Source organism: Paenibacillus sp. P3E (assembly GCF_001909045.1).
GTDB classification, from domain to species: domain Bacteria; phylum Bacillota; class Bacilli; order Paenibacillales; family Paenibacillaceae; genus Paenibacillus_AQ; species Paenibacillus_AQ helianthi.
Map to the genome: position 1 here is coordinate 65,992 of NZ_LVWH01000001.1, position 17,213 is coordinate 83,204.

General features: G+C 48.4%; 11 protein-coding genes. 5 read left to right on the forward strand and 6 right to left on the reverse strand.

Annotated features, from left to right (window positions below):
* Positions 1-140: 140 nt before the first annotated feature.
* The 4 genes from A3842_RS00325 to A3842_RS00340 all read left to right on the forward strand — a co-directional run bounded on the left by A3842_RS00325 (position 141) and on the right by A3842_RS00340 (position 7,926).
* Positions 141-1,166, forward strand: coding sequence for a sugar phosphate nucleotidyltransferase (locus A3842_RS00325; protein ID WP_074100039.1), 1,026 nt, complete (start codon positions 141-143; stop codon positions 1,164-1,166).
* 134 nt (positions 1,167-1,300) lie between these two features.
* Positions 1,301-2,524: a glycosyltransferase gene (locus A3842_RS00330; RefSeq protein WP_074100040.1), complete on the forward strand. Its 1,224-nt coding sequence runs from the start codon at positions 1,301-1,303 to the stop codon at positions 2,522-2,524.
* A 248-nt stretch (positions 2,525-2,772) separates the two neighbouring features.
* On the forward strand, positions 2,773-3,690 hold the full coding sequence (hprK, locus tag A3842_RS00335) for an HPr(Ser) kinase/phosphatase (RefSeq protein WP_074088275.1): 918 nt from the start codon (positions 2,773-2,775) through the stop codon (positions 3,688-3,690).
* A gap of 237 nt (positions 3,691-3,927) precedes the next feature.
* Complete coding sequence (locus A3842_RS00340) at positions 3,928-7,926, forward strand: glycosyl hydrolase 53 family protein (protein WP_074100041.1); 3,999 nt, start codon at positions 3,928-3,930, stop codon at positions 7,924-7,926.
* A 472-nt stretch (positions 7,927-8,398) separates the two neighbouring features.
* Here A3842_RS00340 and A3842_RS00345 read toward each other — a convergent pair whose 3' ends face one another.
* The 6 genes from A3842_RS00345 to A3842_RS00370 form a co-directional block, all read right to left on the reverse strand.
* Positions 8,399-9,766 carry an erythromycin esterase family protein gene (locus A3842_RS00345; RefSeq protein ID WP_074100042.1) on the reverse strand — a complete coding sequence of 456 codons (1,368 nt, stop codon included), beginning with the start codon at positions 9,764-9,766 and terminating at the stop codon, positions 8,399-8,401.
* A 137-nt stretch (positions 9,767-9,903) separates the two neighbouring features.
* The gene (locus A3842_RS00350) at positions 9,904-10,749 is read right to left on the reverse strand and encodes a carbohydrate ABC transporter permease (protein ID WP_083607032.1); all 846 of its coding nucleotides are present in this window, start codon (positions 10,747-10,749) and stop codon (positions 9,904-9,906) included.
* Between the two features lie 15 nt (positions 10,750-10,764).
* A complete protein-coding gene (locus tag A3842_RS00355; protein ID WP_074088278.1) occupies positions 10,765-11,646 on the reverse strand; it encodes a carbohydrate ABC transporter permease in 882 nt (293 codons plus the stop codon).
* Positions 11,647-11,751: 105 nt separating this feature from the next.
* Positions 11,752-13,098 (reverse strand): ABC transporter substrate-binding protein, encoded by a 1,347-nt coding sequence (locus tag A3842_RS00360; protein WP_074100043.1) that lies wholly within the window; start codon positions 13,096-13,098, stop codon positions 11,752-11,754.
* A gap of 109 nt (positions 13,099-13,207) precedes the next feature.
* A complete protein-coding gene (locus A3842_RS00365) occupies positions 13,208-14,797 on the reverse strand; it encodes a response regulator (protein ID WP_074100044.1) in 1,590 nt (529 codons plus the stop codon).
* 5 nt (positions 14,798-14,802) lie between these two features.
* Complete coding sequence (locus A3842_RS00370; RefSeq protein WP_074100045.1) at positions 14,803-16,605, reverse strand: sensor histidine kinase; 1,803 nt, start codon at positions 16,603-16,605, stop codon at positions 14,803-14,805.
* 348 nt (positions 16,606-16,953) lie between these two features.
* Here A3842_RS00370 and A3842_RS00375 point away from each other — a divergent pair, with 348 nt between their 5' ends.
* The gene (locus A3842_RS00375) at positions 16,954-17,184 is read left to right on the forward strand and encodes a hypothetical protein (RefSeq protein WP_074100046.1); all 231 of its coding nucleotides are present in this window, start codon (positions 16,954-16,956) and stop codon (positions 17,182-17,184) included.
* The last annotated feature ends 29 nt before the right edge of the window (positions 17,185-17,213 follow it).

A 17,213-nucleotide genomic window follows, 5' to 3' on the forward strand; every position in this document is an offset into this window, starting at 1 on the left:
GGGCGTATATCTGCAATCATAGTTTAATAGGTCATTGATGCTTAATATATACCCAAGCTCCTTTATAGCTTGTGCATAAAATATAAAGAGCTCATCTGCACCGAGCCGAAATATTTATTTTATCAGTAGGGGGGATATTTATGAAAGGATTAATCCTGTGTGCCGGCCGAGGGACGAGACTGCAGCCTTCAACATATACCAAACCAAAGTGCATGTTACCTGTTAACGGGGAGTATATTCTTGTCTCAATCATTAATAAACTTGTTGCGGCCGGAATCACCGAGATTGGAATCGTAGTGAACCATTCGCAAGGAGAGATCCGGCAAACGATTGGAGATGGGGAGCGATGGAACGCCTCGTTAACCTTTCTTCTGCAAAAAGAAGCAAAGGGACTGGCGGATGCGGTCAAAAGCGCGCGGTCCTTTGTGGCGGATTCCCCTTTTTTAGTGATGCTTGGCGATAATTTGTATGAGGGTGATCTGATGCCATTCATCCGATCATTGGAGGCGGGTAAGGCTGCGGCCTCGATCCTGCTTCAACAGGTTAAGGACCCTAGTCAATTTGGCGTTGCCGTCATCCATGATGGACAAATTGTCAGTCTGGAAGAGAAACCCCGCATCCCTAAATCCAATCTGGCGATCGTCGGTGCATATGCTATTACTGCAGCTATCTGGCCGGTATTGGACAGACTGGCACCCTCCCCACGTGGAGAATACGAGATGACGGATGCCATCCAAATGTTAATCTCAGAGGGCAAGCATGTTGCGTACAGCATAACGACCGCACCGTTTTTTGATATCGGGACCCATGAACGATGGCTTGAAGCGAACCGATACAAGATGGATCAAGATCCGCAGAACTTCATGAACTCATCTGACATCCACATATCTGCTCAATTCATTCCTCCGGTTAGGATTGATCCGACTGCAAGTGTAACGAACAGTGTTGTTGGACCTTATGTGTATATTGGTCCGAATAGCGTGGTGCAAGATTGCATTCTAACGAATAGTATTTTAACTGATCAGGTGGAATTGTCTCATGTTCATGCGGAAGGAAGTGTTTTTGGATCATATGTTCATCTGGCTGAACAAGAAATTCAGGAGCGGCCGGCTCGTTATATCCTGGGCGATCGTGCATCAGTCACAAGAGTCCAAGGGGATTCGTAAAATGGATTCAAAATAAATTGCATATGTACTGGGGAATAGTCCAATCCGGTCACTGGGGCAAACATACACTTAAAGTAGTCGAATGCATCAGGCAACTATGCAAAAGATACTTTAAAGGTAGGTGATCGTTGATAATGGTTGATTTAGTTTTAACGATTAACGATAAAGACGGGAGCTATACGGAGCATGCGGGTGTTGTTCTTGCATCAGTTTTTGCTAACACCCAGCAAATGATTAATGTGCACATTGTGCATGATGATTCCCTAAGCGAAGAAAACAAGTTAAAGCTCACTCAATTAGTGGATGTATTTCATCACAACATCTTTTTTTATCATGTTTCAATTCCTTGGGATATGCAAGAGGTTGCAGCCGGCGTGCATAAAATCGACTACTGGACAATGGCCAGTATGTACCGTTTGTTGCTTCCGATCATTATTCAGGCTGACAGGGTTATTTATCTCGACTGCGACATTTTGGTTAATATGGATATTAATGAACTATGGAGCATCGACCTGGGAGAACATTATTTGGGCGCAGTACTGGATCAGGGCGAAAATTTGCTGGAGTACTTCATCTCACTCGGGCTAAGTGCAGAGCTGTATTTTAACTCAGGGGTCATTCTGTTTCAACTGAACAATATCCGTGGTAAAGAGAACTGGTATGGCGAAATGCTAGATTTCTTGCGTAATTACCCCACGATGACCATGCCTGATCAGGATATTCTGAATGCTGTTTATAGCTCTAACTATTTGCAAATGGATCAGCGTTTTAATACGTTTGCTCATAGCGATCTCGATTTAGAGAATAAAATTGTGCATTTCGCCGGAGACAATAAATGGTGGGATGTCAATTCACCCAATGCACCGATATACAATAATTACCTTGCCATGACTCCGTGGGCCAGAGAGCTTACACCAGTGCCGGTTTCCGAGCCGGCGCCGGCTGATATCCCGGCCGATATCCTGGCTGAACCGCCAGCTGGTATCCCGGCTGAACCGCCAGCTGGTATCCTGGCTGAACCGCCCGCTCCGGAAATCCAGCTCCCGGAAACTTCAGTTCTGGAAAACCCGGCTCCTGAAGTGCCTGCACCGTCCCCGGAAATTCCTGTGAAGCGGCACAGACGTAAACGCCGCAGAACGTTGCGGCTGATACGCAGACTGAGAAGAAGAAGAATGATCCGCGCCAAATACCGTTCAATCAAGCGGGCAAGGCTGATTAAGTACCGGTATGCAAAGAGAAAGGTGCTGAAACTGAGAAGGAGAAAGCTGCGTTCACTGAGAAGAAAGAGCAGATATGTGATCCATCAGGTCTCGCTGAAAAAAAGCAAATATACCCGGAAGCGTAAGCGTGTCTCATAAAGTAGGTTAATGAATATAATCCCGCAAAAGAAGCAGATGTGTCGGATACCCCGGCAGACCTGCTTCTTTATTTTTTTGTATTTCTACTGGCCAATGCAATCAGGCAAATAAAGAGGAAAGAAAGTTCAGGTCTGCTCCTCCCCCATTGGCAGGAATACTCCCTCGGATCGTGGAATATAAACCGGGAGCAAAGGATTCGAAATACAGGCGTATCCTGGATATGTCCTAACCGCAGGAGGAGAACAACAATGAAGTCTATCACTGTTCAAGGTCTTACGGAGAAGTTCCATTTGGAAGTGCTGGCGGGCTCCAGCCGTATGGACCGTGAAATCACCCGTCCACGGACGCATAGACCGGGGCTGGAGTTTGTCGGCTATTTTGATTTTTTTCCCATGGAGCGGGTGCAGGTGCTCGGCCGTAAGGAAATTACCTATTTATTGACGCTAAGCGTAGAAGAGCGCATGCTGCATATTGGAAATATCGTTAAATATCATCCACCGTGTTTTATTGTGACCTCAGGGCAGCAGGAGATCCCCTACCTGACTTTATTCTGTGACCAGGAGGGGATTCCGCTGCTGCGGACAGGTGATACCACAACAGAGTTCATTGCCAAGCTCGACAGCTATCTGGTGAAGACGCTGGCGCCGGAGCTGTCGATCCATGGAGTATGTGTGAATGTGTCAGGCATCGGTGTTCTGCTCAGGGGCAAGTCCGGGATTGGCAAAAGCGAGACCGCACACACGCTAATCGGCAGAGGCCACCGGTTCGTGGCAGACGATATTGTGGTGCTCAAGAAGCTGGGCCCGTCCACACTTCTCGGGACACATAATGAGACCACACGTGAATTTCTCGCACTGCGCAGTATTGGCCTGATCAACGTGGTGCGGCAATACGGACGCAAAGCCTTTCAGGACGAGACGCGCATTGTGCTCGATATTGAGCTGTGTCCATGGCAGGAGAATTCACTGAACAACGACTTGGAGCTGGTGCCCAAGTTCACGGATTATCTCGGTGTCCAGATTCCTCATATCGAGGTCCAGCTTCAGCCGGGGCGCGATGTAGCGGGGTTGATCGAAGCGGCAGCCAACAATTGGTACCTGAAGCAGCTTGGCTACAGTGCTGCTGAAGAGTTCATGCAGCGGATTGAGAATGGAATGGAGTCTTAGAACGATAGAGCAGCCGTTTCCCGTCATAACCGGGGAACGGCTTTTTGCCGTGTGCGCCTGGGATGATACCTGATGCAGTAGTGTGCCAACGTACAAAATGCTTGCTTAAGCATACAAAATGTTTTCTTTTCATACGTTACCTAATATTTTAGCGATTGATATATTTATATGTAAGTGCTTACGTGCAACAGGAGTACTCATTGGCATCGAAAGACTGCATAGAAAGGTGATCAGAACATGAGAAATAGAGTAAAGGGTATATCCGTGGTATTAGCAGTATTGTTGATGTTCAGTTCATTTTCATTCCAAATGGGGACGGCGAAGGCTACAGCTTCGAATGGTCCGCAGATTGTGAACGGCGGTTATGAGACGGATTTCTGGGCCGACCATTCATGGAGTGTAGAAACGGCAGACTGGAATCAGGTAGAGATTAGCCGTTTTGCATATGCCACTGATAAATGGCTCACACCGGATCAAGGAACTTATGCATTTAAATATTGGATGAAAGATGCGGCGACTGGAAATCAGGCCATCACGGTGAAGCAGACCCTGAATTCTCTTCCGGCAGGGAGCTATGAATTGTCGGTCAAGTCGATGGGCGGCGCTGGAACAGCAGCGGGTAAGGTTGAGCTGTTTGCGGGAGACGGCAAATCATCCGTTACTGCCACTACCGGTTACAATGCCTGGGGAACGGTCAGTCTGAAATTTGTATTGGCACAGAATACCTCCAGTCTTGTCATCGGGGCGAATATCAGCGGTGCTCCGGCAGCGTGGGGATATTTGGACAGCTTCGAGCTGAAGCAGACAGGCGTAGAAGCTGCTCCGCCGGTAGCGGCAGATATTTTTGTGAAGAAGGTTGAAGGACTCTCGCCTGACTTTATTAAGGGTGTGGATATTTCCAGCATCATCGCTTTGGAGAATAGCGGAGTCAAGTTTTATAATGAGGCCGGAGCAGTGCAGGATATTTTTACAACGGTACATGAATCCGGAGTGAACTATGTTCGGGTGCGGATCTGGAATGATCCTTTTGATACAGCGGGCAGGGGGTATGGAGGCGGCAATAATGATCTGGCCACCGCCATTGAAATCGGCAAAAGAGCCACCGCCAATGGAATGAAGCTGCTGGTGGACTTCCACTATTCCGACTTTTGGGCCGATCCGGGCAAGCAGCACACGCCCAAGGCATGGGCAAATCTAAGTTTCGAAGACAAGAAGAACGCGCTGTATACCTATACCAAAGAAAGCCTGCAAGCCCTGCTAGATGAAGGTATTAATGTCGGCATGGTACAGGTAGGCAATGAAACCAACGGACAATTCGTCGGGGAATCCGATTGGACGAAGATGAGCGCATTGTTTAGTGAGGGAAGCAGAGCGATCCGGGAAGTCAACTCTAATATCCTGATCGCGCTGCATTTTACGAATCCGGAGTCATCGGGCAGATATGTTTCCTATGCACAGAAGCTGAAGGATAACCAAGTAGACTATGATGTGTTCGCGAGTTCCTATTATCCGTTCTGGCATGGCACATTAAGCAATTTGACATCTGTTTTGAAGCAGGTAGCCGATACTTTTGGCAAAAAGGTAATGGTAGCCGAAACCTCTTACGCGTATACCGCTGAAGATGGGGACGGACACGGAAATACAGCGCCGCAAAGCTCTGGCCAAACCTTGGATTATCCCATCAGCGTTCAAGGCCAGGCCAATTCAGTCAGAAATGTGATTGAGGCGGTTGCCAATGTTGGTGAAGCGGGAATTGGCGTGTTTTATTGGGAGCCGGCATGGCTTCCGGTAGGTCCGAAAGAAAACCTGGAGCAGAATAAACTCCTGTGGGAAAAATACGGTTCAGGTTGGGCCGCGAGCTATGCGAAGGAATATGACCCTAAAGATGCAGGGGTGTGGTATGGCGGAAGTGCGGTCGACAACCAGGCATTGTTTGACTTTGATGGTCATCCGCTTCCTTCGCTGAATGTATTCAAATATGTGGATACTGGGGCGGTTGCTCCGCTTGCCATTGATGAAATCGGGGCGGTCTCGGTGACTGCGATGGCCGGGGAGCCGGTTGAATTACCGACGGTCGTAAGTGTTACTTACAATGATGGAAGTACCGGAAAGATACCGGTGGTATGGGATCAAGCCGCACTTGATCAGGCGACCAGCCAAGGGGCTGGCAGCTATGTAATTAGCGGAACCGTAGAAGGCGGTCATGCGGTGAAGGCTTCGCTTGTCATTAAAAAAGAGAACTTCATCGTTAACGCGGGTTTTGAGAATAGCGACAGAAGCATGTGGAAGATCACGTACGGAGAGGGAAGCACACCTCATACGGATTATCAGAATAAGGTTTCTGATGCCAAGACAGGTAATTATTCGCTTCATTTCTACTCCGCAAACCAAGTCAACTTTAGTGTAGTACAGACTGTTTACGGGCTAAAGCCGGGATACTACAATCTCTCCATGTCCATTCAAGGGGGAGATGCTGTTCATCCCGAGATGAACCTCTTCGCCGTGACGGGCGGACAAGAAGTGAAAGCGGACACCGGGGTTAACGGGTGGGGGCAATGGAATAACCCTGAAATCGGGAATATCCTCGTTACCGATGGGAAGCTAACGATCGGAGCCAATATTAAGGCCGATGGCGGCGCATGGGGAACGATGGATGATTTTTACCTAAGCTTTGCCAAAGATATGGAGCAGGAGCCTGATCCAGGAACGGGGACCCCAGGAAATCCTGGCGGAGAAGTACCTCAGCCGGGGAATCCTGGCGGAGAGGTGCCACAGCCGGGGAATCCTGGAGGGGAGCAGCCTCAACCTCAACCGGAGACTCCGGCTACTCCGCAGCCTCAGCCAGAGACGCCAGTTAGCCCGCAGCCATCTGCCGGAGGGACACAACCTGTGACCGAGACGATCACAGTTAACGTGGATGGCGGGAATGCAGGGGGGCAGCCGGTATCCAATGTGGTTATTAACCGGACAACCCAACCGGATGGAACCCAAAAAGACAAGGCTGATTATACAACGGCCAAGGCACTTGAAGCCGTAGGTAAAGTTACTGCAGCGGGGCTGGATACAGTCCGGCTAGTCCTTCCGGATAAGGAAGACAAGGTTTCCGAGCTGGATCTTGGATTGTCCCAGGATACCTTGAAGACACTTGCTTCCGGCAAGGTCAATCTGGAAATGTACACGAATAATGCAAGATTGATCCTGCCACAGCAGACTCTAACTCTGCTAAACGGAGATTATCGGTTCAAGTTCATCCCTGTGAAGAATACGGCTGCGGTCAAGTCTGTAGAGGAACGGGCCAAGAAGGAGGCTGTCGTCCAAACGGCTGCAGGTACCGGAAGTATAGAAGTTGTAGGACGTCCGGTGACCATTGAGACGAGTCTGAAGGATCAGCCGGTCGACTTGATTCTCCCGATTCCAAGCCACGCTGTTCCCACCGGTGCGGCTGATCGGGCGGCATTCTTAGCGAAGCTGGTGATCTACATTGAGCACAGCGACGGCGAGAAAGTGCTGGTACAGCCAGAAGTGGTGCAGTATTCAACCGAGCAGCTTGGACTGAAGTTCCGCGTGACCAAATTCAGCACATTTACTGTACTGAGTATGGATAACTGGGTAGCATCCCAGCAGAAACCGTCCACGCACCAACCCTATATGAAGGGGTATCCGGATGGCGCCTTCAGACCGGGTCAAGCGATGACCCGAGCTGAAATGGCAGCGGTTCTGTCCCGGATTGGAGCAGGTCAGAATACAAAGGCCCAGACTATAAGCTATAAGGATATGAGTGATTTTGGGTGGGCAGCAAACGATATTGGTACAGTAACATCGACCGGATTAATGACAGGATACAAGGACGGAACCTTCGGACCCAATGTGTTCATCACCCGGGCTGAAATGGCAGCCATTGTGGTGCGCTGGATGAATCTGAGCGGAGAGCCCGCATCCTCATTCACGGATACTCAGGGTCACTGGTCAGAACACAATATTGCCTTGGTTCAGCAGGCAGGGTATATGAAGGGGATGCCGGACGGAAGCTTCGGACCGGATAAGCTGCTCAGCCGGGTAGCAGCGGTGACTTTAATCAATAGAGTACTTAAGAGAGGACCTTTATACGGTTCCCTGACTCCGGCATGGTCAGATGTGCCCCTGGGCTATTGGGCCTTTCAAGACATTGAGGAAGCCTCCGTCAGTCATAGCTACACCCTTCGGGAAGCTGGCGGGGAAGAGAACAAGGGGGAGTAAGAGGAGGGACAAGAGGGGGAACAAGAGGGAGAACAGGGTCAAGTAGCAAAATCCTTCCGCATCTTATCAACAATTCCCTTACGATGGCCTTCTGTTGTGGATAAGATGTGTATAGTTGCCGAAGTGGAATTAGTCCACTTAAATAGACGAAAAAGCGTTCTGCGGAGGTAATAGTGGGAAAGAGTAGACTTAATTTAAGCGAATTTACCCGAAAGGGTGGAAATCGGCCGGATTAGATCTACTTTTTCCAACATGCGCTTGCGGAGAAGTGGGTGAATAAGATTTAAGTTCACTTTGTCCAACTTGCTTGCTGCCGAGTCTAATGAGGCCATCCAAGCAAGTCTAAATCAGAAATCCACAACGGCTATACTGTCCAGCGAAGGACGGTGTAGCCGTTGTGTCTTGGGAGTAGTCCGGGCATCCTCCCCGTGGGCCAGCCAAACAGCTGGTGCAGATTCTGATACTTAGTCTTCTAATACGCAGGAGTCGGAGTGTTGACCTTGTCGACGACCATCAGGCCGTCGAATTGCTCCTTCGGAACAAACTTCATCGACATCGGAGCAATGACCTCGCTTGTCATCCCGTCTTCAGCGGCATAGATTGGCTTAAACATCCAGCTGTTGGCGGCCTTTGCCTTGGTGTGGCCGGACAGGTCGACAAAAGTATTGGCGTAGCCAGACTTCATAATGGTTTGCTCCAGGCTGCCATTTGGCATAGGGGTGATTGAAAATGGCTTCATAGTTGTAATTGAAACGGTCTTGCCTCTGTTCATAAAGAAACCGACTACGTACATTTTATCCTTGAGCTTTTGGTGCAGGAGTTCTCCCATGCTCTTGAAGCTGCCCACCCATTTGCCGCCCTCGAGCACCCGGATGTCCGAGGTGTTTTTGGCAAGGTGGTCATTATGTGCCCACAAAATGATTTTTTTACCCGGATATCGGACTTTCATCAACCATTCCACATGCTCGGCCATAGCCCGGTCGCGTGCCTCGTAGGATTCCTGCACATTTGTAATCAAGCCACTTTGCAAAAATTGCACACGATCCTCCAGCGATTTCAGGACAACATCGACGATATAAGGATCATTTGGATAGGCCGCCGCAAATTGCTTCCGCCGGTCTTTGATGAACTGGATATACTTTTCATATTCCGGTATATTACGCTGGTTTACCTGTTCCATCCCCTGCTTATACTCTTTACTCTCAGGATGCAAACCATATTCATTCATTATGTCATAGAATTCGGTGACTGCCTGCAGATCAAAATGTTCAAAGGCCTTCCCGTATTCCTTGTCTTGAGTGGCGATGAAGTCTCTCACGCCGTAGGTCAGCAGAGGGTTAGTGAACTGGTTATCAAAACCGGCCAATTCCAGTGGCTTGTCTGTCTTACGCGACTTCTTAATATAGTTGAACAGCTCAAGCGTCTCTTTGGAGTGCCAGACCGGCAGGACGGAATACATCATCATCTGGGTGGCAGTCAACTGATCGGCTTGTTTGTTGATAAATTCGGCATCGCCCAGGCCAGATTCAAAGGCAATGACATCAAATCCAAGCTCTTCATGCAAATATTTAATCATTTTCGTCTTTAGACTTGCGTATTCGGCTACCCGGTGAAAGTTCTCACCCAGACTGACTACCGTTTTACCTGCAAGCAGCGGCTTTAGAAAGGCCAGATCGCTGTAATCCTCTCCGCGGAGTGACTTGATCTCGTGCGCATAGGCCAGCGGCTTCGAAGCAGACTGTGGTACAGCTCCCGCAAAAACGCTCTGGCCGGGCAACAGCACCAGCAGTGCAGACAATAGAGTGATTACCCTCCGGTTCCATTTTAATTTCACAGACATTGGTGTTCCTCCTCAAATGGGTTATGTATACCTTTTGCCCTCATTATAGGAGACGTTTATAAAGATTTGATAATGATTCAAAGTGAAAAAAAAGAAGGCATCCCGCGAAGGATGCCCTTTGTTTGTCCGCTATGGGTTTAGCCCTTAACCGCTGACCCAACGGTAAGCGCATTTTCGACTTGTTCGCTGAACAGCATGTAGATTAGGACGGTAGGCAAGCTGGCAATGGTCATGGCTGCTCCCATTGCACCCCAGTCGGTTGTGAATTGACCTTGGAAGAATAGCAGACCCAGCGGCAGCGTCTTTAGGCTTTCCTTGGTAATCAGGATGACGGCCATCGTGAATTCGTTCCAGGAGTTCAGGAAGATAAAGATGACCATCGTGGCGAGCGCCGGCTTGATAATCGGCAGCATGATGCTGAAGAATGTCCGGTAGATCGAAGCTCCGTCAATACAGGCCGACTCCTCCAGCTCGTTAGGAATACTGCGGAAGAAGCCATAGAATACAATAGAGGTAAAGGACAGGTTAAAGGCGATATACGGCACAATCAGCGCACCATACGTATTGGCAAGATGAAAGTCTCTGACCAGAATAGCCAGCGGAATCATAATGACCTGAATGGGGATGAACATGCCTATCATAATATAAGTGTGGGCGATGCCGCGCAGCCGCCATTGCAATCGGGCCGCCGCATAGGAGAACATGACGGACAGAACGATTGCCCCAATAACGGTTGCCCCCGCAACGATTACACTATTCATGAAGTATACCGGCACATTGTATTTGGACCAGGCATTCGAATAATTTTCAAATCTTAGATGAGTCGGGAACCCAAAGGGATTGGTTACGAAGATCTCGTCATTATTTTTTAGCGAGTAAAAAATCATCCAGATCAACGGATACACCGACAAGATTGCATACAGCCACATAAAGCCTGTGACGGGCAGGTTGTTTTGGCGCACCTTCTTAATAAGCCAGGCCATATTTGGACACTTCCTTTAATAAGTGATTCGTTCTCTGGCAACCAGACGGTTGATGATCAGTGTGGCAAGCAGGCATTCAATGACCAGCATAGCCGCCGCCGCACTTCCATAACCGAACTCTCCCACACGGAAAGCGGAACGATACATCAAATAGGTAAGTGTATAGGTTGAAGTTCCTGGTCCACCACCGGTCATAATATACATATTTGCAAAAGCATTCAGTCCTCCCGTAACTGCGAAGACCAGACAGAACTTATACGTTTCAGCCATCATGGGAATCATGATTTTGCGGATCGCCTGCAGTTTGGTTGCACCGTCAATCCGGGCCGCTTCCATATATTGCTCGGGTACCGATCTTACTCCCGCAAGGATCAGAGCAAAGTGATAGCCCATATACTGCCAGGCATTGACGAAGGCCACGGCGATGATCGCCGATTTGCTGCTTGACAGCCAGTCTTGCTGATAGTGAATGCCGAGGATCTCGAACAGCTTGTTCATGAGACCATATTGCCCGTTATAAATGGACAGCCATAATTGGCAGACCACTGTAATCGACAGCACAACGGGGATGAAATAGCTGATTCTCAGCAGACGGCGGCCCTTAACGACTCCATCGGCGATGACAAAAGCCAGAATCGAAGCGATACCGATCTGTGTAACGGTAATGATGGCTGCAAAGATCAGCCCATTATAGAGAGAAGTATAGAACACACTGTCGTCAAATAAATTCTTATAGTTGTCAAACCAAATGAAGGTTCCTGCTGTTAGACCGTCCCATTCATATAAACTGCGGAAGAAAGTCTGCATGATCGGGTAGAACACCATAATGGTATACAAAAGGAGTGCAGGCAGCGTAAATATGGCAATCGCTGTCTTGTTCCCTAAAAATTTCTTCATCTCTTCACATCCCTTGCTGGTAGCTGCACAATCCATAGCTTTGAAGAAAAAGATAGGACCCGCCCGTACCCAAGGTCTAGGCGGGTCCTATTCAGGTGGTGCTGTTTATTTACCGTTTGGTATTGCTTTGGTTACATCTTTAATGAATTCATCTACGCTGTAACCGCCGGTCATCAGGACCTGTGTGGCATCTTCAATGGCGGCCTTGAATTTAGCATCAGAGAGACCCCAGTCGAAGGCGGTGGTACTGGTGACCTTGGAAATATCCTCGGACAGCTGCTTCATCATTGGAGGGTATTCTTTTACAATAGGCTTATCCACTTTGGTGGCTACCATCGGATTGCCGCGCTCGGTGTATTTGAATTCGGCATACTTCAAGGAGATGAAGGCCGCTACTTTGGCTGCCAGCTCAGGATCCTTAGTGTCCGGATTCACTGCATAGCCGCCTGGATTTCCTCCACCGACAAAAGCATATTTGTTCTTCTCATAGGAGGCTGCGTCTGCGGCCGGGAAGTACATCCAGCCCACTCTGTCGCCGAGCTTCTCCGTGGAAGTTGCAATTTCCCATTGTCCATTCAGGAACATGGCGGCTTTGCCTTCATAGAACAGGGAGGCTGCCTGGTCGAAATTCAGGTTGGTTGCGCCCTTAGGCAGCAGGCCGGCCTGGATCAGTTTATATAATTCCTCTGTGGCTTGCTTGTACGCAGGATCGCTTGGCGATGCCCCGCCGCTTTGCAGCTTCAGAATGCCTTGCGGCTCTGTGCGTGTTGCGAACACATCATAGAGTGCAACGGTTGGCCATTTCTCTTTGGCGAACAGGGACAATGGAGTAATTCCCGCTTTGTTAAAGGTTTGAACGGCTGTCATCAGCTCGTCATAGGTGGTAGGAACTTTAACATTATTTTTCTCGAACAGCTCCTTGTTGTAGTAGAGGAGCATGAATTCGTTGCCGGCATAAGGATAGGCATAGATATGGCCGTCTTCACTGATTAGCGTATTCATCGTACTTGGGTACATTTTGCTTTTGAAATCATATAGATCGGAGTATTGGTCCAGCTCCAGAATATTGCCTGATTTCTTGAAGGTATTAATAATGTCTGTGCCCGCCTGGTAGATGTCCGGCAGGTTCCCGGTTGCGGCGTAGGTTTTGAGCTTCTGCCCGTCATCCTGAGCCTGTACCTCCAGTTCCAGCTCGACATTGGGCATCTCTTTCTTCAATTCCGCGACAGCGTAGTCATAAGGGAGCTTCGTGTCATCATCGGAATATTGGGCATAAATACGCAGCTTGACTGCTTTTTCCGGTGCTGCCGTTGTTGCCGCTGCTGCTTCTGTCGCTGCAGGTGATCCGGCGTTTGCTTCTTTTGCTGCTGTATCTGTGTTGTTGCCCGCTGATCCGCATGCGCTTACAAACACTAGGCTTAAGCCCGCTAGAGCTGTGGCTACTTTCTTCATTCGGGTGACCCCCTTCAATGTTGTTTTCTGACTTAAGTATAGTAAGAGCGGGCCAAGGTGATAAGGCAAAAACTGCGTGCTTCTGGTAAAATCCGCGCAGAAAGAATCTTTAACTCCGGTTCTTCTCATACTCGCTGGGGGAGTAGCCGTAGAATTTCTTGAAGCTTTTGCTAAAATATCCTGCGTCGCTGTAACCGACACTCTCGGCGATGTCGGATAAGCGCAGACCGCCTTGCCCCAGCTGTTCTTTCGCTTTTTTCATCCGGTATTGTGTAATGTAATCGCTCAGTGTCACGCCGAACTCCTTCTTGAATACAGCCCGCAGATAGCTCGCATTAATGAATACATGCTGGGCGACCTGCTCCAGTTGAAGCTCAGGATCGGGATAACATTGCTCTATATATGCTTTAGCCGATTGTGCAATTTTCGCGGCCCTTGTATTTTTATACTGGCCCGTGTACCGGATGGCCTTATGAAACAATTCCTTGATCCATTCAAAGGTCATTTCCAGCGACTCAAACTTGCGGATTTCGTTGTAGGGGAAAAAGTTCTCTCCGAAGCACTCTTCAACCGGATGGCCCGATTCTGTGATATAGGCGAGATTCACAGCAATCAGACCAATGCAGATGACATAGACATGTTCAATCGACAGCCGTCTTTCGAGAATGGAGTCAAATACACCATCCAGGATGTGCTGCACCCCTTCCGAATTCCGCATCCGAAGCTGGATCAGCAGCTTCTCGTTGACCTCTACGGGGTAAAAGGCCTGTTTTCCAACCTCAGTGGCAACCGATTCATAAGTGATCACACGGTCATGGCCGAGGACAAACTTATTCTGCAAGGCGACAAGCGCTTCCTGGTAGGATTCGTGGATATCCTTGAACCCTTGTTTACTGCGGCCGATGCCAATCGTAATCGTGAAATTCAAGTATTTCTTGATTAATTCACCGAGCCTTCTGTATCCGTCCAAAAAAGACGCCATAGGGTTGTGATGGTCCACATGTTCAATCAGTCCGACAATCCGTCCTTCCGGTCCATTGAAGATATGATGTTTCCAGCTGTCATCCAAGGCTTCGTTAAGGATATTCGTAACAGCGTATTTCATGAGCAGCCGTTCGCTTATTTTCTCCCATTTGCGGTCAATATGGTCGATTTCGATGCACGCGACAACAAAAACAGGGCTTTGAATGTGGATGTTATACTGCCCAAGGCGCGTCATAATTTCTTCATGGGTCAGCATGCAATCGCCGCTAATGAGCTGATTAAGGAAGCTTTCCTTTACGAGTTGCTGGTTCTCCTTATACGTTAAATTCTCCTGTTGAACCTTCCGGTGCTCCTGCTGCAGCTTGAGCAGGGTCAGCATCAGCTCGTCCTTGGAAAAGGGCTTCAGAATATAATCCTCTACCCCCAGCTTGAGTGCTGTTCGCGCATACTCAAATTCATTATGTCCCGTAATCAGCACGATGCTCATTTCAGGGTATTGCGCCTTCAGCTTCCGGGTAAGCTCCAAGCCATCCATGAAAGGCATGGTGATATCAATCAGCGCGATATCTACCGGATTTGCCGCACAAAGCTCCAGCGCCTCCACTCCATTCCTCGCTTCAATCGAAATCTCAAAGCCCAGCGTGTCCCAATCCAGCACTCCGCGCAGATATTCACGGAAGATACTCTCGTCGTCTACGATCATTACTGTCTGCATGTATATTATTCTCCTGACCGGCCCGGATAAGGGAGATTCACAGCGATCTCTGTTCCTTGTCCAAGCTTGCTTGAAATCTGCAATCCATATTCAGAGCCAAAATACAGTCTGATTCGTTCGTGAACACTGCTTATTCCATAGCCGACGGGCTTTTCCTGACCCCTCATGGCGGTTTCCAGTGCGTGCAGCCGTTCTTCGGACATCCCTACCCCGTCATCTGTGATCTTCAAGATCACCTTGCTTTCTTCCCTGTATCCGCTGATTATAAGTTCACCAAAGGAGCTCTTGGTCTTAAGCCCGTGATAAATCGCATTTTCTACAAGCGGCTGCAGGGTAAGCTTAGGAATAATACAGGGGAGAATATCCGGTTCGATCTCAATCAGGAAGTTGAATACATCCGAATACCGGATCTGTTGAATAGACAAATAGTCCCGAACGCTGTTCAGTTCTTCCTGTAACGTGATCTGGTCCCGGCCATTACTTAAGACCACCCTATAGAAGTCGGCCAGCGCCTTCGTGGTCCGCTGTACGTCCCGTGGTCTTCCCATGTCTGACAGCGTATAAATAACATCCAGTGTATTATATAAAAAATGAGGTTTGATCTGCGCCTGAATTAGAGCAAGCTCATATTCCCTCTTTTCCCGCTGCTCCTTGCCGATGTTGCTCAGCAACTCTTCAACCCGGTTCATCATCATATTAAACCCGGAGGCGAGGATTCCGATTTCGTCCCTGGACTTGACCTCCAGGTAGGGGTCCAGATGGCCTTCATTCACATGCTTCATATGACGGGAGAGGTTAATAATAGGCTTGGCAATAAGATTGGATAACATGCCTGCACCAAGAATCGCAAAGAACAGGCAGATGAAACCTATGAGGATGATCAACTGTGTAATGGTTTTGGTGTCCTCGTTCAGACGATTATAGGGGACCATAGAGATCAGCTGCCAGCCCAGCTTTGTAATATCTGCACGGATCAGAAGCATCCTTCCTGAGGGGGAAGGCTGCAGCAGATTTTGTTCAGCAGATCCCATCACCCAGTCTCTTAGAGCACCTCCGGGCAGCGGGTGTAATACCTGGCTTGGCTCCAGTGCAGAGACCACCAGGCCGCTGGGGTCAACAATCATGAAGGATTCATCCTGGATGGAGCCGATATTGCGATAGATGGCTGACAAGGCATCCTCCCGCACATTCAGAATGACGTAGCCCAGCGTCTCTCCGGTATTGATGTTGACAATTCGTTTGCCAAGGGAGAGCACCGGCTGTTCCGGGCTGGCGACCAGATAGCTGCGGCGCTCCATAGGAAACCAAATATTGGAGCCGCGGGAATGCTCCAGTGTGGTCAGCATATCGCTTCCCTGGAGCTGCTCGGCGTTCCTCTCCATCTCCAGATTTGAGCCATAGACCACACCGCTTCGGCTGATATAAGCTGCTGAATCCACATCCGGGAAGATCAGCAGCGCGTAACTTAACTGATTGGTGATTTGGGTGTAGAGCTGCAGATCCGATACCTGCCCGCCGTCTTCCGAATATTTCTCGACGATCACTTTATTCAGATTTAAGGTTAATATATTGGCAGCGCTTTCCGTATTGGTCAGCATGCTGTTCATGAGTGTAGTAATCAAGGTTGAATTGTCGGAGACACTGTTCACTGTTTTCTTGACAATAGCATCGGTATAGACCCGGTACGAGACAAAGCCTAGAATAAATAAGGGTAAGATAATCAGCGGAATGTAGACATACATAATCTTTTTGCGTATCAATAGCCTGTCGAACCATTTACCCGGATATAAACGTCCCCTGAATTGCATATTGCTCCTCCATTTCAGCCTGTTGACCCTATGTTCTGGTGCAACTGATAACGCGAATGTTAACACGTTTCATTAATATTTTGCAAAAGCAAAAATTGTAACCGTAGGAACAGTAGGAATCGCTTGGCAACCGGTGTTTCGTGTGAAATGATCGAGAGAAGTGGGTTGGGTGGGGCAAATCGATGAAACGGGAAAATGCGTAGCCGGAGGAGAAGCTTCGATTATCGTCTCGATAATGCAATGGCAAGCTTCATTATCTTCCTGTATCCAGATGTATATACACCTACAACTACAAGTGTGAAATGTATTGTCTAGATAATTATCATGCCATAATAATGGAGGGTTACTATGCCTAAAATCAGATGTAAATGTGGAGAGGTTCTTAGATTTGGTGATATACCTTGTGATATTGAATACAAATTCATCTCTGATGTTGAATATGATCAATATCAAGGACAAATCGATGCTGAAGAATTATACCTTAAAATGAAAAGTTTTCTTGAATGTAAAATATGCGGTAGACTGTGGTTTTTTTGGAATGGATTTGAAAATCCGCCTAAAGAATACGAATTAAAATAGTAATTGAAACTATTATGAAACCACATGTT